This window comes from Streptomyces sp. NPDC040622 (genome assembly GCF_055593965.1).
Map to the genome: position 1 here is coordinate 657149 of NZ_JBVIXD010000005.1, position 24717 is coordinate 681865.

At 71.6% G+C, this 24717-nt stretch carries 21 protein-coding genes and 1 riboswitch; of the genes, 10 read left to right on the forward strand and 11 right to left on the reverse strand.

Features of this window, described 5'->3' with window-relative positions:
• Nucleotides 1–418: 418 nt before the first annotated feature.
• Entirely contained in the window at nucleotides 419–1519 is a 1101-nt protein-coding gene (gene sepH / locus ACZ592_RS17550) for a septation protein SepH (protein WP_471582420.1), read from the forward strand.
• 102 nt (nucleotides 1520–1621) lie between these two features.
• On the opposite strand, the gene ACZ592_RS17555 is transcribed toward sepH, so the two are convergent.
• Nucleotides 1622–2449 carry a sulfurtransferase gene (locus ACZ592_RS17555; RefSeq protein ID WP_471582421.1) on the reverse strand — a complete coding sequence of 276 codons (828 nt, stop codon included), beginning with the start codon at nucleotides 2447–2449 and terminating at the stop codon, nucleotides 1622–1624.
• 455 nt (nucleotides 2450–2904) lie between these two features.
• Here ACZ592_RS17555 and ACZ592_RS17560 point away from each other — a divergent pair, with 455 nt between their 5' ends.
• Nucleotides 2905–3630, forward strand: a complete 726-nt coding sequence (locus ACZ592_RS17560) for a VOC family protein (RefSeq protein WP_471582422.1) — start codon at nucleotides 2905–2907, stop codon at nucleotides 3628–3630.
• Between the two features lies 1 nt (nucleotide 3631).
• Here the strand turns inward: ACZ592_RS17560 and ACZ592_RS17565 are convergent, their stop codons facing one another.
• The 4 genes from ACZ592_RS17565 to ACZ592_RS17580 all read right to left on the reverse strand — a co-directional run bounded on the left by ACZ592_RS17565 (nucleotide 3632) and on the right by ACZ592_RS17580 (nucleotide 9129).
• The gene (locus ACZ592_RS17565; protein ID WP_471582423.1) at nucleotides 3632–4294 is read right to left on the reverse strand and encodes a thymidine kinase; all 663 of its coding nucleotides are present in this window, start codon (nucleotides 4292–4294) and stop codon (nucleotides 3632–3634) included.
• Between the two features lie 54 nt (nucleotides 4295–4348).
• Nucleotides 4349–5536: an alkaline phosphatase family protein gene (locus tag ACZ592_RS17570; RefSeq protein ID WP_471582424.1), complete on the reverse strand. Its 1188-nt coding sequence runs from the start codon at nucleotides 5534–5536 to the stop codon at nucleotides 4349–4351.
• Nucleotides 5536–6123 (reverse strand): DUF5998 family protein, encoded by a 588-nt coding sequence (locus ACZ592_RS17575; protein WP_389724312.1) that lies wholly within the window; start codon nucleotides 6121–6123, stop codon nucleotides 5536–5538. Before ACZ592_RS17575 ends, ACZ592_RS17570 begins: the two co-directional genes overlap by 1 nt.
• Nucleotides 6124–6252: 129 nt before the next feature.
• Nucleotides 6253–9129, reverse strand: coding sequence for a bifunctional acetate--CoA ligase family protein/GNAT family N-acetyltransferase (locus tag ACZ592_RS17580; protein ID WP_471582425.1), 2877 nt, complete (start codon nucleotides 9127–9129; stop codon nucleotides 6253–6255).
• Nucleotides 9130–9284: 155 nt separating this feature from the next.
• Between ACZ592_RS17580 and ACZ592_RS17585 the strand changes: the two genes are divergently transcribed.
• Nucleotides 9285–9566: an HPr family phosphocarrier protein gene (locus ACZ592_RS17585; protein WP_030021209.1), complete on the forward strand. Its 282-nt coding sequence runs from the start codon at nucleotides 9285–9287 to the stop codon at nucleotides 9564–9566.
• 173 nt (nucleotides 9567–9739) lie between these two features.
• Here ACZ592_RS17585 and ACZ592_RS17590 read toward each other — a convergent pair whose 3' ends face one another.
• The 4 genes from ACZ592_RS17590 to ACZ592_RS17605 all read right to left on the reverse strand — a co-directional run bounded on the left by ACZ592_RS17590 (nucleotide 9740) and on the right by ACZ592_RS17605 (nucleotide 14550).
• The gene (locus tag ACZ592_RS17590; RefSeq protein WP_471582426.1) at nucleotides 9740–10426 is read right to left on the reverse strand and encodes a GntR family transcriptional regulator; all 687 of its coding nucleotides are present in this window, start codon (nucleotides 10424–10426) and stop codon (nucleotides 9740–9742) included.
• 196 nt (nucleotides 10427–10622) lie between these two features.
• The gene (locus ACZ592_RS17595) at nucleotides 10623–11426 is read right to left on the reverse strand and encodes a M23 family metallopeptidase (RefSeq protein ID WP_471582427.1); all 804 of its coding nucleotides are present in this window, start codon (nucleotides 11424–11426) and stop codon (nucleotides 10623–10625) included.
• Nucleotides 11427–11438: 12 nt separating this feature from the next.
• Nucleotides 11439–11601: riboswitch (cyclic di-AMP (ydaO/yuaA leader) on the reverse strand.
• A 196-nt stretch (nucleotides 11602–11797) separates the two neighbouring features.
• Complete coding sequence (locus tag ACZ592_RS17600) at nucleotides 11798–13183, reverse strand: M16 family metallopeptidase (RefSeq protein ID WP_471582428.1); 1386 nt, start codon at nucleotides 13181–13183, stop codon at nucleotides 11798–11800.
• Complete coding sequence (locus ACZ592_RS17605; RefSeq protein ID WP_471582429.1) at nucleotides 13180–14550, reverse strand: M16 family metallopeptidase; 1371 nt, start codon at nucleotides 14548–14550, stop codon at nucleotides 13180–13182. The genes ACZ592_RS17600 and ACZ592_RS17605 overlap by 4 nt, the downstream gene beginning before the upstream one ends.
• A gap of 227 nt (nucleotides 14551–14777) precedes the next feature.
• Here ACZ592_RS17605 and ACZ592_RS17610 point away from each other — a divergent pair, with 227 nt between their 5' ends.
• Nucleotides 14778–17231: a DNA gyrase/topoisomerase IV subunit A gene (locus tag ACZ592_RS17610; RefSeq protein ID WP_471582430.1), complete on the forward strand. Its 2454-nt coding sequence runs from the start codon at nucleotides 14778–14780 to the stop codon at nucleotides 17229–17231.
• Between the two features lie 6 nt (nucleotides 17232–17237).
• Here the strand turns inward: ACZ592_RS17610 and ACZ592_RS17615 are convergent, their stop codons facing one another.
• Nucleotides 17238–18422: a CobW family GTP-binding protein gene (locus ACZ592_RS17615; protein ID WP_471582431.1), complete on the reverse strand. Its 1185-nt coding sequence runs from the start codon at nucleotides 18420–18422 to the stop codon at nucleotides 17238–17240.
• A gap of 315 nt (nucleotides 18423–18737) precedes the next feature.
• On the opposite strand from ACZ592_RS17615, the gene ACZ592_RS17620 reads away from it, so the two are divergent.
• From ACZ592_RS17620 to ACZ592_RS17635, 4 genes are all read left to right on the forward strand, one after another.
• Nucleotides 18738–19295: a DUF6082 family protein gene (locus tag ACZ592_RS17620; protein ID WP_471582432.1), complete on the forward strand. Its 558-nt coding sequence runs from the start codon at nucleotides 18738–18740 to the stop codon at nucleotides 19293–19295.
• Between the two features lie 108 nt (nucleotides 19296–19403).
• The gene (locus tag ACZ592_RS17625; protein ID WP_471582433.1) at nucleotides 19404–19640 is read left to right on the forward strand and encodes a hypothetical protein; all 237 of its coding nucleotides are present in this window, start codon (nucleotides 19404–19406) and stop codon (nucleotides 19638–19640) included.
• A gap of 124 nt (nucleotides 19641–19764) precedes the next feature.
• Complete coding sequence (locus ACZ592_RS17630; RefSeq protein ID WP_471582434.1) at nucleotides 19765–20430, forward strand: DUF6082 family protein; 666 nt, start codon at nucleotides 19765–19767, stop codon at nucleotides 20428–20430.
• Between the two features lie 106 nt (nucleotides 20431–20536).
• Entirely contained in the window at nucleotides 20537–20782 is a 246-nt protein-coding gene (locus ACZ592_RS17635) for a hypothetical protein (RefSeq protein WP_471582435.1), read from the forward strand.
• Between the two features lie 168 nt (nucleotides 20783–20950).
• On the opposite strand, the gene ACZ592_RS17640 is transcribed toward ACZ592_RS17635, so the two are convergent.
• On the reverse strand, nucleotides 20951–22135 hold the full coding sequence (locus tag ACZ592_RS17640; protein ID WP_471582436.1) for a citrate synthase/methylcitrate synthase: 1185 nt from the start codon (nucleotides 22133–22135) through the stop codon (nucleotides 20951–20953).
• 120 nt (nucleotides 22136–22255) lie between these two features.
• On the opposite strand from ACZ592_RS17640, the gene ACZ592_RS17645 reads away from it, so the two are divergent.
• On the forward strand, nucleotides 22256–23578 hold the full coding sequence (locus ACZ592_RS17645; RefSeq protein WP_471582437.1) for a citrate synthase family protein: 1323 nt from the start codon (nucleotides 22256–22258) through the stop codon (nucleotides 23576–23578).
• Between the two features lie 10 nt (nucleotides 23579–23588).
• Entirely contained in the window at nucleotides 23589–24524 is a 936-nt protein-coding gene (locus ACZ592_RS17650; RefSeq protein ID WP_471582438.1) for a sucrase ferredoxin, read from the forward strand.
• The last annotated feature ends 193 nt before the right edge of the window (nucleotides 24525–24717 follow it).

Genomic DNA, 24717 nt, shown 5'->3' on the forward strand with positions numbered 1-24717 from the left:
ACGGACGGGAGAAGTGATTAGTTCCGTTTCTGACTTTTCCGTGAAGTGCGCCACCCTCGCGCGGGATCGCCGGAGCGGGAGGGGCCGTCAACTCCCTTCCGCCACGACAAGTTCGGCGGCGCGGCGGTCCACCCGCGTGGCCCGAATGGAGTACTGTTGCGAGCCCTGGGTCCGGTCTCCCGCCAGGGTGCCCGGGGCCTTCCAGGACCGCCGGGTGGGGGGCTCGCTGCACAGGGTGACGAACGTCGTCACTTAGCGTTGCGAAATGGTAACCGTGCCATAACGGCGCTCCAGGGCCCATGCCCGACACGCCGGGCAACTCGGCAAGGTTGTGGCAGGCTGCACCCGGGCAGGCCACACTCGACTAGCGGAAGCAGCGACGCACGTGACGTCGGCAGGCACCACCCGGGAGGTCCCCATGCCCGAACTGCGTGTCGTGGCCGTCAGCAACGACGGCACACGGCTGGTGCTGAAAGCTGCGGACAGCACGGAGTACACGCTTCCGATCGACGAGCGGCTGCGTGCGGCCGTCCGCGGTGACCGGCCCCGACTCGGACAGATCGAGATCGAGGTGGAGAGCCACCTCCGCCCGCGCGACATCCAGGCACGGATACGTGCAGGCGCCAGCGCGGAAGAAGTGGCCCAGCTCGCCGGCATCCCCGTCGACCGCGTCCGCCGCTTCGAAGGCCCCGTGCTCGCGGAGCGCGCCTTCATGGCGGAGCGGGCCAGGAAGACCCCCGTACGCCGTCCCGGCGAGAACACCGGTCCCCAGCTCGGCGAGGCCGTGCAGGAGCGCCTGCTGCTGCGGGGCGCCGACAAGGACACCGTCCAGTGGGACTCCTGGCGCCGCGACGACGGCACGTGGGAGGTCCTGCTCGTCTACCGCGTGGCGACCGAACCGCACGCCGCGAGCTGGACGTACGACCCGCCCCGGCGGCTCGTCCAGGCCGTGGACGACGAGGCCCGTTCGCTGATCGGCGAGACGGACGACATCGCCGCGCCCGAGCCCAGCTTCCCGTTCGTACCGCGCATCGCCCGGCTCCCCCGGGACCGCCCCACGGACCGGCCGCTCGACCGCGCCCTGGACCGCCAGCTGGACCGGCCGAGCATCCCCCCCGCCCCCGTCGACCCGTCGGAGGAGGGCACGGGCGCGGGTTCCGCCGTCGCCGAGCAGGAGCGCGACTCCCTGACGAGCCTCCTGGAGGCGGTGCCGAGCTTCCGAGGCGACATGATCGTGCCCGAGCGCCCCTCGGTCACGCCCGCCGCGGAACTGCCGCCGTCCCCCCAGGAGGAGGCCGAGCAGGAGCCGGACGCGGAGGAGCCCCCGGCGGCGTCGGCCGGTGCCGGCGCGGCCTACGCGGACGTCCTCATGCCCCGCTCGGTGGCGAGCCACCGGGACCGCCTCGTCGGCTCCACGGACCGCCAGGCCGAGGCCGACGGCGTCCGCCCCGGCCGCCGCGCCGCGGTGCCCAGCTGGGACGAGATCGTCTTCGGCACGCGCCGCAAGAAGCAGGAGTAACCGAGGCGCAGACCGGCGATCGGCTGCTACGGAGAGGGGGCCCACACCGGTCGGTGTGGGCCCCCTCTCCGTAGCAGCCGATCCGTGGAGCGACGACCAGCGCTACCGCGGGTCGGGGCCCGTCGCCACGGGACGCGAGGAATCGGCCGACCACTCCGACCAGGAGCCGACGTACAGCGAGGCCGGGATGCCCGCCACCGCGAGGGCCAGCACCTCATGGGCGCCCGAGACGCCCGAGCCGCAGTAGACGCCGATCTCCGAGGTGTCGGACGCGCCCAGCCCCTTGAAGCGCTCCGCCAGCTCGCCGGCGGGCTTGAAGCGGCCGTCCGCCGCGACGTTCTCCGTGGTCGGTGCCGAGACCGCGCCGGGGATGTGTCCGGCCACGTTGTCGATCGGTTCGACCTCGCCGCGGTAGCGCTCGGCCGCGCGGGCGTCCAGGAGCAGGCCGGAGCGGGCCAGCGCCGCGGCGGAGTCCGCGTCCAGCAGGTCCTTGCTGTTCGGGGCCGGCTCGAAGGAGCCCTCGGCCGGGGCCGTGCCCGCGCCCTGCTCCAGGGGGCCCGTCCACTGGCCGATACCGCCGTCCAGGACGCGGACGGAGCCGTGACCCGTCCAGCGGAGCATCCACCACAGGCGGGCGGCCGCCCAGTTCTGGCCACCGTCGTACACGACGACACCCCGGTCCTGCGAGACGCCGGCCGTGCGCATCACGGCACCAAAACGGTCCAGGTCGGGGAGCGGGTGACGGCCCCTGGCACCGGCGGGTCCGGCCAGGTCGGCGTCCAGATCGACGAAGACGGCCGACGGAATATGCCCTTCCTCGTACGCCTGGCGCAGGGAGCCGTCGTGCTGCCAGCGGACGTCGAGCAGGACCGGCGGATTCTCGCCCGCCAGCTCGCTCGCGAGTTCGGATGCGGAGATGATGGCATTCATGGCCCCATCCTTGCGTACGGGGTGGTCGCGCCGCCAAGGTCCGGCTACCCTGCTCCGCCGGGTGCCGCCCGACCACGGGGCGTACGGAGCCATGCACGCCCTGTACGGCGGATGGTCTCCGCCCGGCCATCACGTGTTTACGGATGATGCACCGAAAATCGGGCATCTACCGCGGGATGCCGGACAGTGCGGCGCGGTCGGGGGGCGCCGCGCGACGGGCGGTGCGAGCATCTGCACGGGCGCGAGTTCGCGCGGCGATGGCACGCGCATTCGAGACATTTCAGAACGGAAACTGAGCGGCCGGTACGAAGGCCGAGGAGAGGGTGACGATGACCGAGGCGCGGGCGAATGGGGTCTCCCCTGGACAGAGCTCGTCGGATTCCTTGGGGAAGGTGTGGCGTGCGGGCGCGGGGAGCGGCCGGGCCACGCCCGGTACACCCTGCTGGGTGAGCCTGATGGCGCACGATCTGGCCGCGACCCAGGAGTTCTACGGAGCGCTCTTCGGCTGGGAGTTCCGGCCGGGGCCCGAGCAGCTCGGCCCGTACGTGCGGGCCCTGCTCGACGGCAACGATGTGGCGGGTATCGGGCGGCTCCCCACCGACCGCCACCTGCCCATCGCCTGGACGCCCTATCTGGCGTCGGACGACGCGGGCGAGACGGCGGAGGTGGTGCGGCACTGCGGCGGCACGGTCGGCGTGGGCCCGCTCGACGCGGGCGAGGCCGGCCGGCTGGCCATCGCCTCCGACCCCTCGGGCGCCGTGTTCGGCATCTGGCAGGCCGCGGCCCACCCGGGCATCGCGGTGGTCGGCAGGCCCGGCGCACCGGCCTGGAACGAGCTGGTGACCCGGGAGAGCGCGAGCGTCGTCAAGTTCTACGAGTCGGTCTTCGGCTGCACCGACGAGGCCGTCGTCTCGGCCGACTTCGACTACGTGACGCTGCACGTGGACGGCCGGCCCGTGGCGTCCGTGCACGGCGTGGGCCAGGCGCTGCCTCGCGACCTGGGCCCGCACTGGATGACGTACTTCGAGGTCGCCGACGTGGACGAGGCGGTGAGCCGGGTCATCGAGCTCGGTGGCCACGTCGTCAAACCGGCCTGGGACGACCCCCGCGGCCGGACGGCGACGGTGGCCGACCCGGAGGGCGCGGTCTTCAGCGTCGTGCGCTCACGGGCCGAGAGCTGATTCAGGCGCGGGCGGCGGCCGCGTCGACCGGCAGGACGTCGGGCGACAGGGCGCCCGCGCGCGCGGTCGCCGCCGTCGCCCTGCGCTGGTGATGGCGGCGGCACAGCACCTCGTAACCCACCACGTCCGCCGACTGGTTGACGTCGCCCACGACGACCTGGGCACCCTCGACGACCATCTCACCGTCTATGGTGCGCGCGTTGTGCGTGGCGCGGGCCCCGCACCAGCACAGCGCCTCGACCTGGAGCACCTCGACGCGGTCGGCGAGCTCGACCAGGCGCTGCGAGCCGGGAAAGAGCTTGGAGCGGAAGTCCGTGGTGATGCCGAAGGCGAAGACGTCCAGGCCCAGGTCGTCGACGATCCGGGCGAGCTGGTCGATCTGCTCCGGGGCCAGGAACTGCGCCTCGTCCGCGATCACGTAGTCCGCGCGGCCGCCCTGCGAGAGGTGATCGACGAGGTGCGCGTAGAAGTCGAAGTCGTCCGCGGCCTCGATCGCGTCGGTGACGAGGCCGAGCCGGGAGGAGAGCTTGCCCTCGCCGGCACGGTCGTCCCGAGTGAAGATCATCCCCTGGAGCCCGCGGGCGGACCGGTTGTGCTCGATCTGCAGAGCCAGCGTGCTCTTTCCGCAGTCCATCGTTCCGGAGAAGAACACCAGCTCGGGCATGGGGAGTCGAGGACCTTTCGGGTCGGACGGAGAAGCGGTCGGGCGGGGCAGCGGTCAGGAGCGTACTTCGAGGAGCGGGACGAGCTGTTCGACGGGGGTCATGGAGCCGTGCATGCCGACCAGGGCGGACTCCTTGGGCTCGCGCTCGGTGGCGATGATCGCCACGTCGTCGTGGGCCGCCGCGATGACGTCGCCGATGCGCTCGTACACACGTTGATCAACCTGTGGACCGAACCAGCCCGCGGCGATCGCCTCGTCGCGTCCCGCCACCCAGAACTGCTCGCCGAGCACATCGCGCCAGACCGCGAGGACGTCGTTCGCGGCGCCCGGCACCGCGTAGACGTGCCGGGCGCGGCCCTCGCCGCCGAGCAGGGCGACCCCGGCGCGCAGCTCCCAGTCCTCGTCGAAGTCGTAGCGTGACGCCTCGTCGAAGGGGATGTCGATCATGCCGTGGTCCGCGGTGACGTACAGGGCGCTGCGCGGGGGCAGCTGCTCGGCGAGGCGCTGGACGAGCCGGTCCACGTACATGAGCTGGCCGCGCCAGGCGTCGGAGTCGACGCCGAAGCGGTGCCCCTTGCCGTCCACTTCCGCGTAGTACGTGTAGACCAAGGAGCGGTCGCCCGCCGCCAGTTGCTGTGCGGCGAGGTCCATGCGGTCCTCTCCGGAGAGCCTGCCCCGGAAGGAACCTCCGCTCAGCGCGACCTTGGTGAGCGGGGTGTGCTCGAAGGTCGGGGCGGAGACCTGCGCGGTGTGCACCCCGGCGTCGTGGGCTCGCTGGAAGACGGTGGGGTGCGGCTGCCACGCGTAGGGATCGGTCCACGGGTTCCAGCGCAGCTGGTTCATGAGCTCGCCGGTGGCGGGGTTGCGGACGGTGTAGCCGGGCAGGCCGTGCGTGCCGGGCGGCAGGCCCGTGCCGACCGAGGCGAGCGAGGTCGCGGTGGTGGCGGGGAAACCGGCGGTGATGGGCCGGCCCGTGCCGCCCCGCGAGCTCCGCAGCAGCGAGGTCAGGAAGGGCGCCTCTGCCGGGTGCGCCTTGAGCTGCTCCCAGCCGAGGCCGTCGATCAGGAAGACGCAGTTCCGGTCGGCCGGGGCGAGTTCGGGGATGACGGGCGCGAAGCCCTCGACGCCCTGGTGGGCGACGAGCGTGGGCAGCAGGTCGGCCAGCGATCCCGCGCCGTACGCGGGCACGGGGGCGGTGTCGAGGGAGAGCGGTTGTACGTCGTCCCAGGAGGGCAGCGCCATCAGCGGGCGGTGTCCGCGGTCGCCTCGGACAGCGCCTGGGCGAAGGCGAGGGTCTGGCGCACGGCGTCGGGGCCGTCGCCGGCCTCGCTGACGCGCAGGCTCAGGTCGTCGGCCGTGGAGCTGCCCGTGTACCCGTGGTCCGCCTCGCAGTTGGGGTCGCCGCAGGCCGCGGGCTCCAGGTCGATGCGGGACACGGCGCCCCAGCCGATGGTCAGGACGACCTCGCGGGGCGGTGTCCCGGGGACGTACTTCTCGGGGTTGGCGACGACGCGGCTGACCACGACCGAGGAGATGCGGCCGATCTTGACCGACTCCGTGGAGGTCGTCGCGTACGGCGTCGGGGACGTGCTGTCCGCCGCCTGCTCGTCGGTGTGGCTGACGATGAAGCGCGTGCCGGTCAGGACGAGGACGGTGACGTGCCGGCGCACTTCGTTGGCGTCGAACGTCGTCTCCTGGTGGACCAGGAACGACCCGATGGCCTCGCCGCCGATCGCGGCCTCCACCGCCTCGGCCACGAGGGCCGGGTAGTAGCCGCTGCGCTCGATCGCCGCGCGCAGCCCCTGGGTCGTCGTACCGGTCTTTGCCATGCCGTCCATCCTACGGCCCGGTGCGGGGCGCACGGTGCCCCGCGGGCGCCTCCGGTCGGGGGCGGAGCGCTCACGTACCCGGAAAGGGTGCTTCAACGCGCTCGGCGCGCTCGGCGCCCCGGAAGGCGCTCAGTACCCGGGAAGGGTGCGCGGTCCGAGGTCGTCGCGGGCGGGCGGGGGCGCCAGGCGCACGGAGGCGCCGAGCACGGAGAGGCCGTGCTCGGCGACGACCACGGGCTCCAGGGCGACCGCGACCACTTCGGGGTGGTCGTCGACGAGCCGGGAGACCCGCTGGAGCAGCTCTTCCAGGGCCGGGGTGTCCACGGGCGCGGACCCGCGCCAGCCGAACAGGAGCGGCGCCGTCCGGATGGACCTCACCAGGGAGCCCGCCTCGCGGTCGGTGACGGGGACGAGCCGGTGGGCGGTGTCGCCGAGCAGCTCGGAGGCGGCGCCCGCGAGGCCGAAGGAGAGCACCGCTCCGGCCGCCGGGTCGATGACGGCGCGCACGACGGTGTCGACACCGCGCGGCACCATGCCCTGCACGGCGGGGCGCAGCTCGGCGGGCTTGCCGAAGGCGTCGGTCAGTTCCTGGTACGCCCGGCGCAGTTGCTCCTCGTCCGCGAGGTCGAGGCGCACCCCTCCCAGGTCGGCGCGGTGCCGCAGGTGGGGGGCGGTCGTCTTCAGGGCCACCGGGTAGCCGAGCTCCCGGGCGGCCGCCACCGCCGCGTCCGGATCGGGCGCGGGCAGCGCTTCGTGTACGCGGATGCCGTAACGCCCGAGCAGGTCGTGGGCGTCGGCCGGGGCGAGCGTGCTGCCGCGCGGGTCGGCGTCCTTGGCCAGCAGCTCCTCGATGCGTGCGGCGGCGCCGTTCTCGTCGATGTCGTCGTACTCGTGCACCCTGCCCGGCTCGGCGGCCTCGCGCCGCCACTGGGCGTACTTGACCGCTTCGGAGAGGGCACGCACGGCGCGCTCGGCGGCGGGGTAGGCGGGGATGCGGTACGGGTCCGAGGGCTGCGGGGGCTCCGGTGCGGGGGCGGGCGAGGTGTCCCGCGCGGGTGGACGTTGCGCGCGGGAGTGCGGCCCGGTACCGGAGGCCGGGGTGGCGGCGTCCGGGCGGGTACTGGTGGCCGCGGCCAGGGCTTCGGCGAGGCCGCCGAGCTCGACGTGGACGACGGCGACGGGCTTGGCGGGGCAGCCCGCAGCGGCCGCCCGCAGCTCCGTGGCGAGCGTCTCGGGGTCGGTGGTGGCCCCGTCCTCCCCCACCCAGGGGATGGCGTTGACGATCACCGCGTCGCAGCCGTCGTCCGACAGCGCCTCGGCGAGGGCGGCCCGGAAGTCGGCGGGCACGGCACCGGTCGTGAGGTCGCGCGGCGGCAGCGGGCGCAGGCCGTCGGCGATGCACGCGTCGTAGGTGAGGAGGCCGAGGGACTCGGAGTTCCCGAGGATGCCCACCCGGGGTCCATCGGGCAGCGGCTGCCCCGCGAGCAGCAGGCCCGCGTCGACCATCTCCGTGACGGTGTCGACCCGGATGACGCCCGCCTGGCGCAACAGCGCCGAGACCGTGGCGTGCGGCAGGCGGGTCGCCTGTACGGCGTGGCCGGTCGGCGCGATGCCGCTGTGCCGGGCGCCCTGGACGACGACGAGGGGCTTGGCCGTCGCCGAACGCCGGGCGAGGCGGGTGAACTTGCGCGGGTTGCCGATGGTCTCCAGGTACATCAGCGTGACGTCGGTGTCCGGGTCCTCGTACCAGTACTGGAGGAGGTCGTTGCCGGAGACGTCCGCGCGGTTGCCGGACCCGACGAACGTGGACAGGCCCGCGCCACGCCGGTGCAGTCCGGAGAGCAGCGCGATGCCGATCGCGCCGGACTGGGTGAACAGACCGATGCGCCCGCGCGCGGGCGACTGCGGGGCGAGCGAGGCGTTGAGCCGCGTCTCCGGAGACGTGTTGATGACGCCGAAGGCGTTCGGGCCGATGATGCGCATGCCGTACGACCGCGCCTGGCGGACCAGTTCGCGCTGGCGTTCACGGCCCTCGGCGCCGCTCTCCCCGTAGCCGGCGGAGAGCACCACGAGGCCGCGCACACCGCGCTCGCCGCACTCGGCGACGACCTGTGGCACCCGATCGGCGGGCACGGCGACCACCGCGAGGTCCACGGGCTCCTCGATGGCGGCCACGGAGCGGTGGGCGGGTACCCCGTCCACGGCGGCGCAACCGGAGCCTTCGGGGGCGTCGGTGCCCTCGTCGAACGCGCTGTTGACCGCGTACAGGCGCCCGGCGAAACCGGACTCCCGGAGGTTGTCGAGCACGCTGTGGCCGACGCCTCCGGGGGCGCGGCCCACGCCGATCACGGCGACCGAGCCGGGCGTCAGGAGGCGGTGCACGGACCGCCCCTCGGCGCGCTGTTCGCGGGCGCGCTGCACAGCGAGCGAGCGGTCGGTCGGCTCCAGGTCGAACTCCAGGCGGACGACGCCGTCCTCGAAGCTGCGCTTCTGCTGGTAGCCCGCGTCCGTGAACACCTTGATCATCTTGGTGTTGGCGGGCAGCACCTCGGCCGCGAAGCGCCGGATGCCGCGCTCCCTGGCGACGGCCGCGATGTGTTCGAGGAGCGTGGAGGCGACGCCCCTCCCCTGATGGGCGTCCTGCACGAGGAAGGCGACCTCGGCCTCGTCCGCGGGGGCGCTGGCGGCCATGCCGCGCTCGTCGATGCGGTCGTAGCGCACGGTGGCGATGAACTCGCCGCCCACGGTGACCGCGAGCCCCACCCGGTCCACCTGGTCGTGGTGGGTGAAACGGTGCACGTCCTTGGCGGACAGGCGGGGGTAGGGCGCGAAGAAGCGGTAGTACTTCGACTCGTCCGAGACCTGCTCGTAGAAGCTGACCAGGCGGTCCGCGTCCTCGGCCGTGATCGGCCTGATCCGGGCGGTGCCTCCGTCACGCAGCACCACGTCGGCCTCCCAGTGGGCGGGGTAGCCGTGCCGATCGTGCTGATCCGACGGGGTCTGCATGGGGCCAGGGTACGGGTCGCGCGGCCGCCCGGGCCGGGGCAGGCTAGGACAGGTCGAAAGGCGCCCGGGAGCGGGACGTACGTCCGGCAGAGCACCCGTGACGGCATGAGACACTGGTCTAGACAAGTGTGAGACACCTGGAAGGGCAGCAACACATGGCTGAGCGCCGCGTCAACGTCGGCTGGGCCGAGGGCCTTCACGCCCGACCCGCCTCCATCTTCGTCCGTGCGGCCACGGCCGCCGGCGTCCCCGTGACGATCGCCAAGGCCGACGGCAACCCGGTCAACGCCGCCTCGATGCTCGCGGTGCTCGGCCTGGGCGCCCAGGGCGGCGAAGAGATCGTGCTCGCCTCCGACGCCGAGGGCGCGGACGCCGCCCTCGACCGTCTGGCGAAGCTCGTCGCGGAGGGGCTCGAGGAGCTCCCGGAGACGGTCTAGGACACGTTCCCCTTCTGGGACACGTTCTTCAGCAGTACAGCAGTACCTCGATGGGGTCATCCGTAATGACGGGTGGCCCCATCGGCGTATGTGCGTGAACGCACCCCGAAAAGAAATGCATGAATTCCCGGGGGCGGGCAAGGAATAGCTTCTCTTTGTATACGGCGTCTCCGTTAATTCCGCAGGCTCACCGTGTTTACGGCATGTTGCGATTCCCTCACGCGCTCGCCCCGCCGCGGCCGGCGCAGTCGATGGGCGGCCGTCGCCCGTTCCGCGTGCGCGGCGGTGAGCGTCCTGGCCCGTTCCGCGTCCCCGCGGGCCACCGCGTCGACGATCGCGGCGTGCTCGGACCAGGACTCGGCGGGCGCCGCCGGGGAGTCCACGACGTACATCCAGGCGATCTTGTGCCGGAGCTGGGTGAGCAGCGCACTGAGGCCCGGGCTGCCGGACGCCTGGGCGAGCGTCTCGTGGAACCAGCCGCCCAGGGAGCGCACATCCTCCCCCCGGCCGTTCCTGACGCGCTCCTGGCCCAGTCTGACGAGGCCGCGCAGGACCTTGAGGTGCGCGTCCGTGCGGCGCTGTGCGGCCCGTGCGGCAGCGAGCGGCTCGAGCAGCGCCCGGACCTCCAGGAGGTCCGCGGCCTCCTGCTCGGTCGGCTCGGCCACGCACGCGCCCGCGTGCCTGCGGGTGACGACGAAGCCCTCGGCCTCCAAGGTGCGCAGGGCCTCGCGCACGGGGACGCGCGAGACGCCGTAGCGCCGCGCGAGGAGGTCCTCGGTGAGCCGGCCGCCCCTTTCGTAGACACCCGCGACAATGTCGTCCCGGATGGCCGTGCATACCGAGTGCGCGGGAATGCGCATGATCGGACCTCCGCCTTAATCCCCGCGAAACGCGGTCGACCGACGCTCGTTCGGTGACTCTATTGCAGAGCGCGGGAATTTCCGACGGCGGACCGGAATCCATGGATATCTTTTGGCCAAGCGCGGCGAAAGCCCCGGCTCGCGGTGAGCCGGGGCTTTCGGTGAAGTGCTGCGGGGTCCGCGCGGACCGGGCGGGTCAGACGTTGACGCCGTGGCCGCGCAGGTAGGCGATCGGGTCCATGTCCGAGCCGTACTGCTCGCCGGAGCGGGCCTCGAAGTGGAGGTGCGGGCCGCTGGAGTTGCCGGTGGAGCCGGACAGGCCTATCTGCTGGCCCGGGGTGACCGTCTGGCCGACGGTGACGCCGAGGGACGACATGTGGCCGTACTGGGTGTACGTGCCGTCGTTCATCTTGATGACCACGTTGTTGCCGTAGGCGCCGCCCCAGCCGGCCTCGACGACGGTGCCGGAGCCGACCGCGTGGACCGAGGTGCCGGACGCGGCGTGGAAGTCGATGCCGGTGTGACTGCCGGAGGACCACATGGCGCCGCCGGTCTGGTAGCCCGTGGAGACGTACGAGCCGGAGACCGGCGCGACGTAGGTGTTCAGGCGCTTGCGCTCGGCCTCGCGGGCGGCACGCTCCTTGGCCTCGCGCTCCTTCTTGGCCTTCGCCTTGGCCTCGGCCTCGGCCTTGCGCTTCTCCTCGGCGGCCTTCTTCTTGGCGGCCTCTTCGGCCTTCTTGGCCGCGGCGGCGTCGTCGGCGGCCTGGCGCTGCGCGGCGGCCTGGGCGTCGATGCTCTCGGCGAGGGAGTCGCCTACGGAGACGGCCTGGGTGAAGCCGGTGTGCTCGACGGCCGCTTCGTCGGCGGCGGCGAGGGCGGGGGCGGCAAGGCCTCCGATGACACCGGTGGTGGTGAGCGCCGCGACGCCCGCGACGTTCGCGGTGGTCCGCGTGATGCGGCTCGGACGACGGTGCTTCCCGGTGGCACGGGTGAACGCCATGTGGCGGGTGTTCCTTTCCTTCCTTCTCGCCTACCGGGTTAGCTGACGGGTTCGGAGCAGGAAGGTCTCCTACGGGTCCCTCACCTGAAGGCAAGGTGCCCGATTCACCCCAGGGGACATGTGGGTCCCCGGCTCCCCTGGCTCGCGCCGTACGGGGACTCGGCGATGACTGCCCGGTGCCGCGGATGCGACGTACTGCGTGACGGACAGCCGGACCGACGCTAAACGGGGCGTCTTTCAATCGACAAACAGAACGCGACTTTTGTAGCGCACGCCACAGGGCAGACGGGCAACGTCCATATGAATTCGGACATATGGGGACCCCGGTGGCCACATCGGCCACCGGGGTCCCCTCATGTCCTGACGTTCACTCAGCCCGTGACGACACTCACGTCACCGATCCCGAGCGCCCTGACGGGCTCCTCGATCTGCGCTGCGTCCCCGACCAGGACCGTCACCAGGCGGTCCTCCGGGAAGGCGTTCACGACGGCCGCGGTGGCCTCCACGGTGCCGGTGGCCGCCAGCTGCCGGTACAGCTGCGCCTGGAAGTCGTCCGGCAGGTTCTGCTCGACCTGGTCGGCGAGGGTGGCCGCCACGGACGCGGCCATCTCGTACTTGAGCGGGGCCACGCCCACCAGGTTCTGCACGGCGACGTCGCGCTCGGCGTCGGTCAGGCCCTCGGCGGCGAGGGTGCGCAGGACCTTCCAGAGGTCGTCGAGCGCCGGTCCGGTGTTCGGGGTGTCCACGGAGCCGCTGATGGCGAGCATCGCGGCGCCCGTCCCGTCCGGCGCCGAACGCAGCACCTGGCTGAACGCCCGTACGCCGTAGGTGTAACCCTTCTCCTCCCGCAGGACACGGTCCAGACGGGACGTGAGGGTGCCTCCCAGGCAGTACGTGCCGAGGACCTGCGCCGGCCACACCCGGTCGTGCCGGTCGGCCCCCACGCGGCCGATCAGCAGCTGCGTCTGGACCGCTCCGGGACGGTCCACGATGACGACACGGCCGTGGTCGTCCGCGGTCACCTGCGGCACCGGGCGCGGCTCGCCCGGGGAGCCCGTCCAGGCTCCGACGGTGTCCGCGAGGACGGCGTCCAGGTCGGTGCCGGTCAGGTCGCCGACCACGACGAGGGTGGCCGTGGCGGGCCGGACGTACTTCTCATAGAAGGCACGCACCGCCGCCGAGTCGATGGCCGTGACCGTCTCCTCGGTGCCCTGACGCGGCCGGGACATGCGCGCGGTCGGCGGGAAGAGCTGCTTGGAGAGCTCCTTGGCGGCGCGCCGCGCCGGGCTCGCCGCCTCGTGCGGGATCTCGTCCAGGCGGTTGCGTACGAGCCGCTCGATCTCGCTGTCCGAGAAGGCGGGGGCCCGCAGGGCGTCGGCGAGCAGGCCCATCGCCTTCGGGAGCCGGGAGACCGGGACCTCCAGGGAGACCCGCACACCGGGGTGGTCGGCGTGCGCGTCGAGCGTCGCGCCGCACCGGTCGAGCTCGGCGGCGAACTCCTCGGCGGAGTGCTTGTCGGTGCCTTCGTTGAAGGCCCTCGCCATGATGGTGGCGACGCCGTCGAGGCCCTCGGGCTCGGCGTCCAGGGGCGCTTCGAGATGGATCTCGACGGCGACGACCTGCTGGCCGGGGCGGTGGCAGCGCAGCACGGTGAGGCCGTTGGGCAGGGTGCCGCGCTCGGGCGCGGGGAAGGCCCACGGCTTGGCCGTGCCGGCCTGCGGCATGGAGTGGAACTGCATCGTCGCGGCCTCGGTCACTTCGCCGCCTCCTCTTCGTCTGCGTCCGCGGTGTCCTCGGCGGTTGCCGTGCCCTCGGCGCCCTCTTCGGGAGCCACGGGCTCGTACACGAGCACCGCGCGGTTGTCGGGGCGCAGACGGGCCTTGGCGACCTCCTGCACCTCCTGTGCGGTGACGTCGAGGACCCGCCCGACGGCGGTCAGGGCGAGCTGCGGGTCGCCGAACAGGACCGCGTACCGGCACAGTTCGTCGGCGCGGCCCGCGACCGTGCCGAGCCGGTCGAGCCACTCGCGCTCCAACTGTGCCTGAGCGCGCTCCATCTCCTCCGGAGTGGGACCCTCCGCGGCGAAGCGGGCCAGTTCCTCGTCGACGGCGGCCTCGATGACGGGAACCTCGACGTCGCCGGACGTCTTCACGTCGAGCCAGCCGAGCGAGGGCGCACCGGCGAGGCGGAGCAGGCCGAACCCGGCGGCGACCGCGGTGCGGTCCCGGCGCACGAGGCGGTTGTAGAGCCGGGAGGACTCGCCGCTGCCGAGGACGGTGAGGGCGAGGTCGGCCGCGTCGCACGCGCGCGTGCCGTCCTCCGGGAGGCGGTAGGCGGCCATCAGGGCGCGGGCCGGCACGTCCTCCTCGATGACCTCGCGCAGCTCCTTGCCGATGCGCTCGGGCAGGGAGCCGTCGCGCGGCGGCTGCTTGCCGTCGTGCCCGGGGATCGACCCGAAGTACTTCTCGACCCAGGCGAGCGTCTCCTGCGGGTCGATGTCGCCGACGACCGACAGGACGGCGTTGTTGGGCGCGTAGTACGTGCGGAAGAACGCGCGCGCGTCCTCCAGGGTGGCCGCGTCCAGGTCGGCCATGGAGCCGATCGGCGTGTGGTGGTAGGGGTGGCCCTCCGGGTACGAGAGGGCCGTCAGCTTCTCGAACGCCGTGCCGTAGGGCACGTTGTCGTAGCGCTGGCGGCGCTCGTTCTTGACGACGTCGCGCTGGTTCTCCATGGACTCGTCGTCGAGCGCGGAGAGCAGCGAGCCCATCCGGTCGGCCTCGAGCCAGAGGGCGAGCTCCAACTGGTGGGCGGGCATGGTCTCGAAATAGTTGGTGCGCTCGAAGCTCGTCGTGCCGTTGAGGGAGCCGCCCGCGCCCTGGACCAGCTCGAAGTGGCCGTTCCCGTGCACCTGCTTCGAGCCCTGGAACATGAGGTGCTCGAAAAGGTGGGCAAGGCCGGTAAGCCCCTTGACCTCGTGGCGCGAGCCGACGTCGTACCAGAGGCAGACCGCGGCGACCGGGGTCAGGTGGTCCTCGGAGAGCACCACGCGCAGGCCGTTGGCCAGCCGGTGCTCGGTCGCTGTCAGGCCGCCGGAGCCGGCCTCGGCTGTGGCCGTGTGACCCATGGGCATGTACGTCCCTTCGATCGCTGGATCATCGCTGGATCAGAACAATTGCTGCCAGTCCTGCCACTGTATGCAAGCGTGCAGACACCTGACGAAGTTCCCGCTCCGCCCTCGGCGTAGTCGCGCGACACCGCCGTCGCACGGGTCGTGGTCGGCGTTGTCAGTGGGACAGTCCACAATGGTCGGCGTCAGATCCCGCACTTGTTGGTGAAGGAGCCGCAGCAGCGATGGCCCGCCGCAGCACGAAGACCCCGCCGCCCGACGACTCGTACGAGGAGAAGATCCTCGACATCGACGTCGTCGACGAGATGCAGGGCTCCTTCCTCGAGTACGCGTATTCGGTCATCTACTCCCGCGCCCTGCCGGACGCCCGCGACGGCATGAAGCCGGTGCATCGCCGGATCGTCTACCAGATGAACGAGATGGGCCTGCGCCCCGACCGCGGCTACGTGAAGTGTGCCCGTGTCGTCGGCGAGGTCATGGGTAAGTTGCACCCGCACGGCGACGCGTCGATCTACGACGCCCTGGTGCGCATGGCCCAGCCCTTCTCGATGCGCCTGCCGCTGGTGGACGGCCACGGCAACTTCGGCTCGCTCGGCAACGACGACCCGCCGGCCGCCATGCGCTACACCGAGTGCAAGATGGCCGACGCCACCTCGCTGATGACGGAGTCGATCGACGAGAACACCGTCGACTTCGAGCCGAACTACGACGGCCAGGAGACGGAGCCGTCCGCCCTCCCGGCGGCCTATCCGAACCTCCTGGTCAACGGCGCGTCGGGCATCGCGGTCGGCATGGCGACGAACATGCCCCCGCACAACCTCGGCGAGGTCATCGCCGCCGCCCGGCACCTGATCAAGCACCCGGGGGCCGACCTCGAGACGCTGATGAAGTACGTTCCGGGCCCCGACCTGCCCACGGGCGGCCGAATCGTCGGCCTGAACGGCATCAAGGACGCCTACGAGACGGGCCGCGGCACCTTCAAGACCCGCGCGACGGTCTCCGTGGAGAACGTGACGGCGCGCCGCAAGGGCCTCGTCGTCACCGAACTGCCCTTCACGGTCGGCCCCGAGAAGGTCATCTCCAAGATCAAGGACCTGGTCGGCTCGAAGAAGCTGCAGGGCATCGCCGACGTCAAGGACCTCACCGACCGCGCGCACGGCCTGCGCCTGGTCATCGAGATCAAGAACGGCTTCGTCCCCGAGGCCGTCCTGGAGCAGCTCTACAAGCTGACGCCGATGGAGGAGTCCTTCGGCATCAACAACGTGGCCCTGGTGGACGGCCAGCCCCTCACCCTCGGCCTCAAGGAGCTCCTGGAGGTCTATCTCGACCACCGGTTCACCGTGGTGCGCCGCCGCAGCGAGTTCCGCCGCGGCAAGAAGCGCGACCGCCTGCACCTGGTCGAGGGCCTCCTGGTGGCCCTCCTGGACATCGACGAGGTCATCCGCCTCATCCGTTCCAGCGACAACTCCGCGCAGGCCAAGGAGCGCCTGATGGAGCGCTTCTCGCTGAGCGACATCCAGACGCAGTACATCCTGGACACGCCGCTGCGCCGCCTCACCAAGTACGACCGCATCGAGCTGGAGTCCGAGCGCGACAAGCTCAACGGCGAGATCGACGAGCTGACCGGGATCCTGGACTCGGACGCGGAGCTGCGCAAGCTGGTCTCCGCCGAACTGGCCGCGGTCGCCAAGAAGTTCGGCACGGACCGGCGCACGGTGCTCCTGGAGTCGTCCGGCACACCGGCCGCCACGGTCTCGCTGCAGGTCGCGGACGACCCGTGCCGGGTGCTCCTGTCCTCGACGGGCCTGTTGGCGCGCACGGCCAACGGCGAGCCTTTCGCCGACGGTGACGCCAAGCGCGTCAAGCACGACGCGATCGTCTCCGCGGTGCCCGCGACGGCACGCGGCGAGGTGGGCGCGGTCACCTCCGAGGGGCGTCTGCTGCGCCTCTCCGTAGTGGACCTCCCCCAGCTGCCGGAGACGGCGGGCGCGCCCAACCTCTCCGGAGGGGCGCCCGTCTCGGAACTGCTCCCCCTGGAGAAGGACGAGAAGCTGATCTGCCTGATGACGCTCGACGAGTCGTCCCCGGGGCTCGCGCTCGGCACCGAGCAGGGTGTCGTCAAGCGCGTGGTCCCCGACTATCCGTCGAACAAGGAAGAGCTGGAGGTCATCACCCTCAGGGACGGTGATCGGATCGTCGGGGCGGCCGAGCTGCGCACCGGCGAGGAGGACCTGGTCTTCATCACGGACGACGCACAGCTGCTGCGCTACCAGGCGTCGCAGGTCCGCCCCCAGGGCCGCCCCGCGGGCGGCATGGCGGGCATCAAGCTCACCGACGGCGCGAAGGTGATCTCCTTCGCGGCGGTGGACCCCGCGGTGGACGCGGTCGTCTTCACGGTGGCGGGCTCGCGCGGCACGCTGGACGACTCGGTGCAGACGACGGCGAAGCTCACACCGTTCGACCAGTACCCGCGCAAGGGGCGCGCGACGGGTGGTGTGCGCGTCCAACGGTTCCTGAAGGGCGAGGACTGCCTGAGCTTCGCCTGGACGGGTCCGACGCCGCCGCACGCGGCCCAGCGCAACGGCGCACCCGCCGAGCTGCCGGAGATCGACCCGCGCCGGGACGGCTCGGGCGTGTCGTTGGCCAAGCCGGTGGCGGCGGTGGCCGGCCCGGTGTAACCGGGCTCAGTCTCCGGAGCCGGCGTTCTCGTCCGGCTCCGGAACGCCAGACTCCAGCTCCCACTCCCGCTCCGACTCCCGCACCGGTTCCTGAACGTCCGGCTCCTGGACGTACCGCAGTACGCCCCACATGCCGCGTTCATCGGCTTGTGGGGCGTAGTCGCGACAGGCCGCGAGCTCCTTCTCCAGGGCCGGTACGTCCACGCCCGACCCGATGAGCACGAGCTGGGTCAGCCGAGGCGCGTCGGGCGCCCACGGCTCCGGGTAGAAACGCAGGAACCGCCCCACGGCGTGCACCTCGTAGCGGTTGCGCGGGTCGGCGGGGCCGAAATCGACGTACCCCTTGATGCGATAGAGCCCTTCGGGCCTGCTGTCGAGCAGGGCCATCAAGGGGCGGGGCCCCAGGGGCACGTCGGAGGTGAAGGAAAGACTTTCGTAGGCGGAGTGCAGGTGGTCGTGGGAGTGGCCGTGCCCCTGGTGCCCTCGGTCCGAACAGTCCCGCGAACCGCCCTCCGCATCGCCCGCCTCGTCGTCCCGGAGGTCGTCGAAGGAGAGCTGCCCGACCCGCTCCCCCACGGGCGCGCGGTCGAAGAACAGCTCCACGTCGACACGGCCGAAGGAGGCGGGGACGACGGCCGCGCGGCCCGCGAGCCCGCGGACGACACCGAGCACGCGCTCGTACTCCTCCGGGGGCACCCGGTCGGCCTTGTTGACCACGACGAGATCGGCGAGGCCCAAGTGCCGGTCCACCTCGGGGTGCCGCTCCCTGGTGGCGTCGAACTCGGCGGCGTCGACGACCTCGACGAGTCCCCCGTAGACGATGTTCGCGTTCTCGCTGGCGAGCAGCATCTTCACGAGTTCCTGCGGCTCGGCGAGCCCGCTCGCCTCGATGACGATGACGTCGATCCCCGCGGCGGGCGCGGCGAGGCGCTCCAAGTAGACGTCGAGCTCGCTCGCGTCCACGGCGCAGCACAGGCAGCCGTTGCCCAGCGAGACGGTCGAGTCGCCGAGCTGTCCCGCGACCGACATGGCATCGATCTCGATCGAGCCGAAGTCATTGACGATCGCCCCGATCCGGCTGCCGCCGCTGCGGTGGAGCAGATGGTTGAGCAGGGTCGTCTTGCCGGAGCCGAGGAAGCCGGCGAGGACGACGACGGGGATCTGACGGTGGTGCGACGCGGACCTCTGCAACGCGGACCTCTCGTGTCGACGCTGGTACGGACCGCGGTGGATCCCGTACGACGAATGAAGACAGCCCCAGGATAGGTGCGCGTAGCCGGGTCGCGGAGTGAACGATTGTTAGCGGCGCTCGCGGGGCACACGTTAGGCACGGCGCCGGGATCTGCGACCACTGCTTCCTTCCGTGCGCCTCCTCTCCGCCTCCCCGCCGATCAGAGCCGCTCGGCACCCTGGGAGGCGGCAAGCGCACCGCCCACCGCTCGCCGGTCCGCTCCCTGTCGACCCGCATCCGACGACCGGCGGACGGTCGCCGATTCGGGGGTTGACATGGCCACACAGAAATCATGGATACGGGGGGCCGGCTCCGCCGCGGCAGGCTTGGCCCTGACCGTCGGCACCGTCAGTACGCTCATCGCCCAGCACCACCAGCTCAAGAAGCTGCGGCTGCGGCTCGAGCGGTGTGAGCAGACGGACCGCAGCGAGCAGCAACGGCACGTCGACCTCGCCAACCAGCAGCGTCTTCAGTGGGAGTTGCTGAGCAAGGCGATGGAGGACCCGGAGCTGGCCGCGGTGCTCGACACGTACGAGGGCTCCGTGCCACCCACCAAGCACCGCCAATTCCTCTTCGCGAACGCCCTCTACACCAATGCCCTGCTCGCCTACCGCATCGGCAACGTGAGCCGGGTGGAGCTTTTCGGTCACCTTCGCGGCACACTCCAGAATCCCATCTTCCGCGAGTACTGGGAGGTGACCCGGGCCGCCCGGGCGAGCCTGGAGGAGGGCTCCGTAGAGGCCCGGGTCGGCCGCATGGTGGACCACTTGATCCATGAACTGGACGACGCCGACACCGAGGAATGGTGGGTGGTCGGCACGCCGCCCGAGTAACAGACGGATCACCTGTCACCGAAAGAAGTCGTATCGGCGCATTAACCCAACTGTGGCGCTAACGTACCCGCGCAACACGTCCACCGAGACAACAGGACTGGGATCCCCTTGAAGATCGTGCGCCGCATCGGTGTGCCCCCGAACCAGCGATACTGCTTCGGCGGGCAGAACTGTCCCGACATTTTCGAGCTGTCCGACGGGAACTTCGCCGTCATCGGTACCGACTGCACTCATGTACTGGATCCGGAGCTGCCGCCCGACGCGGGGCGGGCTGACTATGAGCGCATCGTGGTCGTCTCCCGGGAAACGCTGATTCGCGCCAAGGTGGATATTCCCGACGTGTAGCCGGACGGACCGGTAGCCGACAGGTGGGCGGTACGGAGACGATTGGACCCTCGTACCGCCCACCCGACTCCGCACACGGATGGACGGCCTCACCTCGACCGGGAGGCCGGGAGGAGGCGCCCCAGTGGCACGGCTCAGCGGCAGGCGCCGCTCCACGGCGACCTGGGGCGGCGCGGCCGTCGCCTCGCTCGCGATCATCGCGGCCACCCCTTTCCTGCTCGACGCCCTCGCGCCGCGCGGAATGAATTGGAACCGCTTGAGCGACATCAGCCAGACGTACGGCGCGCTCTCCGTGCTGTTCTCGGCCGCCGCACTGGTCGGTGTCGTCCTCTCCATAGCCCATCAAGCGCGGCAGACCCGGATACAGAACGTGGAATCCCACCGTTCCGCGCACCGCGAGCTCACCGCACTCACTCTGAGCGACCCGGACTTCCTTCTGTGCTGGGAGCCGCCCAATACACCCATGACGCGCGAGCGTTGGCGTCAACTCCTGGTGAGTAATCTGATCGTCAGCATGTGGAGCAGCGATTTCGCACTGAACCTGTGCGACGAGCCCACCTTGCGCGTTCTGATGCAGGACTATTTCCGCGGCGAGATCGGCCGTGCCTATTGGGCGAACAGTGGGCCCTCATGGCACCGGCTCTCGGAATCGGGCTCCGACCGCCGGATGCGCGCCTTCGTCCGCATCGCCGACGAGGCCTTCGCGGCCGCCGTGGCCAGTGGGCCGCCGATCTCGGCAGCCGCCTACTTCACCCCGCCTGCGCCCGGCACCCCGCCGCACGCTCCCTGACCCGACGCCCCGTGCCGACACCCTCACGCAGGTTGGCTTATTCTCGCCTGTCTCCGCGAGTGAAATCGGCAAGTTCTACCCCCTGGTGGATGGCAACGTACCGATCGTGACCACTCCAGACATCACCCGCCGCATCGGCGCCTCACCTCGTCAGCGCGGCAGCCTCGACGGCAACACGTGCCCGGACATCTTCGAGCTGAGTGACGGCTCCTTCGCCGTCATCGGCGCCGACCGGACCGCGGCACTCGACAGCAAACTCCCGTCCGACGCGGGGCGTTCAAGTGACGAGCGGATCGTGGTCATCACGCGCGAGACACTACTTCGAGCCAAGATCGACATCCCTGATGTCTGATCGATGAGCCGACGCTCCGGTCCCGGGTCCGCACCAGTGGACCGGAGCTCCAGAGCCTCACGGCGACGAACCGCAGGACATCGACGAGCCACAGGACATGGGCGAACCACAGGGCCTGGGCGCTCGGTAGCGGCCAGGCCCCCTGACTCAAGGAAGCGTTCACTCTCCTCAGCGGGCGGGCGGCACCGGCACCGGAGCCTCCGCCCCCACATACCGCGCCGCCGGACGAATGATCTTCGAATCCCGCGCCTGCTCCAGGATGTTCGCGCTCCAGCCGATCACTCGCGCGGACGCGAACGTCGGCGTGAACATCTCGCGGGGCAGGCCGCACAGCTCCATGACCACGCCGGCGTAGAACTCCACATTCGTGTGCAGCGCGCGCCCCGGCTTCAGCTCCGCCAGGATCGCCTCGACGTGCCGCTCGACCTCGACCGCGAACTCCACCATCTCGCCGCCGAACTGCTGGGCGATGCCCCGCAGCATGCGCGAGCGCGGGTCCTCGGTCCGGTAGACGGGGTGCCCGAAGCCCATGATGCGGTCGCCCGCGAGGACCCGCTCACGGATCCAGCCGTCGATGCGGTCGCGCGTGCCGATCGCGTCGAGGGTGTCGAGGGCCCGGCTCGGCGCACCGCCGTGCAACGGACCCGACAGCGCACCGACCGCTCCCACCAGACAGGCCGCCACATCCGCGCCGGTCGACGTGATGACCCGAGCCGTGAACGTTGACGCGTTGAACCCGTGGTCAATGGTGGAGATCAAGTACTGCTCGATCGCCCGGGCGCGGTCCGCGTCCGGCTCCGAACCGGTGAGCATGTAGAGGTAGTTGGCGGCATACGACAGGTCGTCGCGCGGTTCGACGGGGTCGAGCCCCTGTCCGAGCCGGTACAGCGCGGTCAGCAGGGTCGGCACCACGGCGGACGCGGCCAGGGCGTCGGTCCGGCGCCGCTCGTCGTCGAGGTCGTACACCGGACGGAAGCCCTTCGACGCTCCGAAGAGCGACAGTGCGGTGCGCAGCCCGGAGAGCGGGCCCGACAGCGCGCTCGCGCGGGCGATGGCGGGCAGCGCGTCGCGCACCTCGTCGGGCAGGTGGCGCAGCGATGCGGTGTGCGCGGTGAAGGCGGCACTCTGTCCGGCATCCGGCAGCTCGCCGTGGAACATCAGGTGCCAGACGTCCTCGAAGCTGCGGTTCTGCGCGAGCTCGACGGCCGAGTACTGGCGGTAGTGGTAGAAGCCCTCGTGCCCCCTGACGTCGCCGAGTTGGGTCTCGGTGACGACGACGCCCGCGAGCCCTCGCGGTACCTCGACGGGGGCGGTGCGCTCGGCGGGGGCGGCGGCGGAGCCATTGATCGGCATGTGATTCCTCGACTTCCTCCATGGACTTGATTCGACTGTCCATGCTTGACTGGATTCCTGTCAATATTGATTCAATCAATACATCAATGCAGACGTCTGGATACGGATACGGTGACGCCCATGACGGATCAAGGAACCACGCACGAAGGCCGACGGCTCAGCACCAAGGAAGCCGCCGAGCTGCTCGGCGTGAAGCCCGAGACCGTGTACGCGTACGTGAGCCGCGGACAGCTCAGCAGCCGCCGCGGCCCGGGGGCGCGGGGCAGCACGTTCGACGCCAAGGAGGTCGAGGCGCTGGCCCGCAGGAACCGCCGGGAGCCCGCGACGCCGGCCACGGGCAACGAACTCTCCGTGCGCACCCGCATCACCCTCATCGAGAAGGACCGCTACTACTTCCGCGGAGTCGACGCCGTCGGGCTCGCCCTGAACCACTCCTACGAAGAGGTCGCCGAGTGGCTGTGGACCGGTGTCCTGCGCCCCGGAGCCGGCTTCACCGCTCCCAGGGAGACCACCTCCGCGGCCCGTCGCGCCGTCAACGCGCTGCCCGAGCACAGCGGACCGACCGACCGGCTGCGCGTCGCCGCCATCTCCGCGGCGGCCGCCGACCCGCTCCGCTTCGACCTCTCCGAAGAGGCCGTCATCGGCACCGGACGCACACTGATCCCCACCCTCGTCGCCGCGCTCCCCCCGGTCCCGTCCGGCCACCGGGACGAAGGCCCCCTGGCCCGCCGCCTCTGGGCCCGGCTGACCGGCACCAAGCCCGACGAGGCGTCGCTGCACGCCCTGGACACGGCCCTCGGGCTGCTCGTCGACCACGACCTCGCCGCGTCGACGCTCGCCGTACGGGTCGCCGCGTCGGCGCGCGCCCACCCCTACGCGGCGGTGTCCGCGGGGCTCGGCGTCCTGGAGGGCCCGCTGCACGGTGCGGCGAGCGGTCTCGCCCACCGCATGCTGCTCGACGTGCTCGACCGGGGCAGCGCGGCTCCCGTGGTGGCCGACGAGCTCCGCGCGGGACGGCGCGTACCCGGGCTCGGACACCGCCTGTACCCCGGCGAGGACCCGCGCGCGCAGGCCCTGTTCGCCCTCCTGGAGGTGATGCCGAAGGCGGGCCCGGCCCTCGCCGCGGCACGCGACATCGTGGCCACCACCGCCCGCCACACCGACCTGCGGGCCAACGTCGATCTCGCCCTCGCCGTCTTCACGGTCTCCTCGGGGATGCCCGCGGAGGCGGGCGAGACGATCTTCGCGGTGGCACGCACGGCGGGCTGGATCGCGCACGCCCTGGAGGAGTACGAGGAGCGGCCGCTGCGTATGCGGCCCAGCGGCCAGTACGTCGGTCTGCGCCCGCCCCAGCCGATGCCCTCATCGACCACCTCCGCCTCTGCGACCGGCTCCCGGGCCGACGCGGGCCTTCGGCCCGGCCCTGGGCGGCACGCGCGTTAGGCTCGCCTGCGTGAGTACGTGCGCCACCGCATCGCGGGACCTTGACGAGCCTCTCGCGGGCACCGCGGCCACCGCCAGGACATGGCTTCTGCTGGAACAGCCCGGCCCCTGGGGCGCCAAGGCGCTGACGTCCAGCCATCTCGACCCGGAGGTCGGCCGCGCCCTGGAGAGGGCCTCCGAGGGGACCGGCGTGCGCGTCGCCCTCATCCGTCGCCCCGGTCGTCACGCGGACTGCCACGCGCAGGGCCGGCATCAGGTGTACGTCGCGCACACCGTTCCCGGCCGCACGTGGCTGCGCGGTGCGGTGGTCGACGACCCGCGCGGCCTGCTCGACCTCGACCTCGCGGCCCTCGGCGCCGGCGACCACGGCGGCTTCGGCACCCCGCACACGGGCGCCCCGCTCGCCCTCGTCTGCACCAACGGCAAGCGCGACCGCTGCTGTGCCCTGCTCGGCAGGCCGCTCGCCGCCGAACTCACCGCCTCAGGTGAACAGGGCATCTGGGAAATCACTCATCTCGGTGGCCATCGCTTCTCCCCCACGCTGCTCGTACTGCCCCACGGATACGCGTACGGCCGCACCGGCATGCCTGCCGTCAAGGAGATCCTCGGCGCGGCGGCCGCAGGACGCGTCGTCACCGAGGGCTGCCGGGGCAACTCCGCGTGGGATCGCCCCGGCCAGGCCGCCGAGCTGGCGGTCCGCACGGCGACCGGCGAGGACGCGGCCGGGGTCCTCAGTGTCGTAGGGACGGACGGCACGGCCCCGGCCCGGGACGTGGCCTCGGCCCGGAACGTGACCGTCGCCCACGCCGACGGCCGCCGGTGGCGGGTCACCGTCGAGCAGGGCGCCTCGCTGCCGCCCCGCCCGGAGAGCTGCGGCGCGGCCCTCGGGTCGCCCGCGCGGATGGACGTGGTGGCGGTACGCGCGGTCGAGGCCGGGACAGCCTGACTCGGGAGCTGCCCCCGAAGGCCTGCTTCTCGGGAGCTGGTCCCGAGGGCCGGCTCCAGGCACACCGGCCGGGATGCCTCGCTCCGGTCGAGCCGGGCCCGGAGCCCGAGCCCGGCGTCACGCCCTCCTTGGCCCGGATCCGCACACAGGCCCAGTGAAAACGCCCTCTCCGTAGACCCCGCGTACGAGAGAT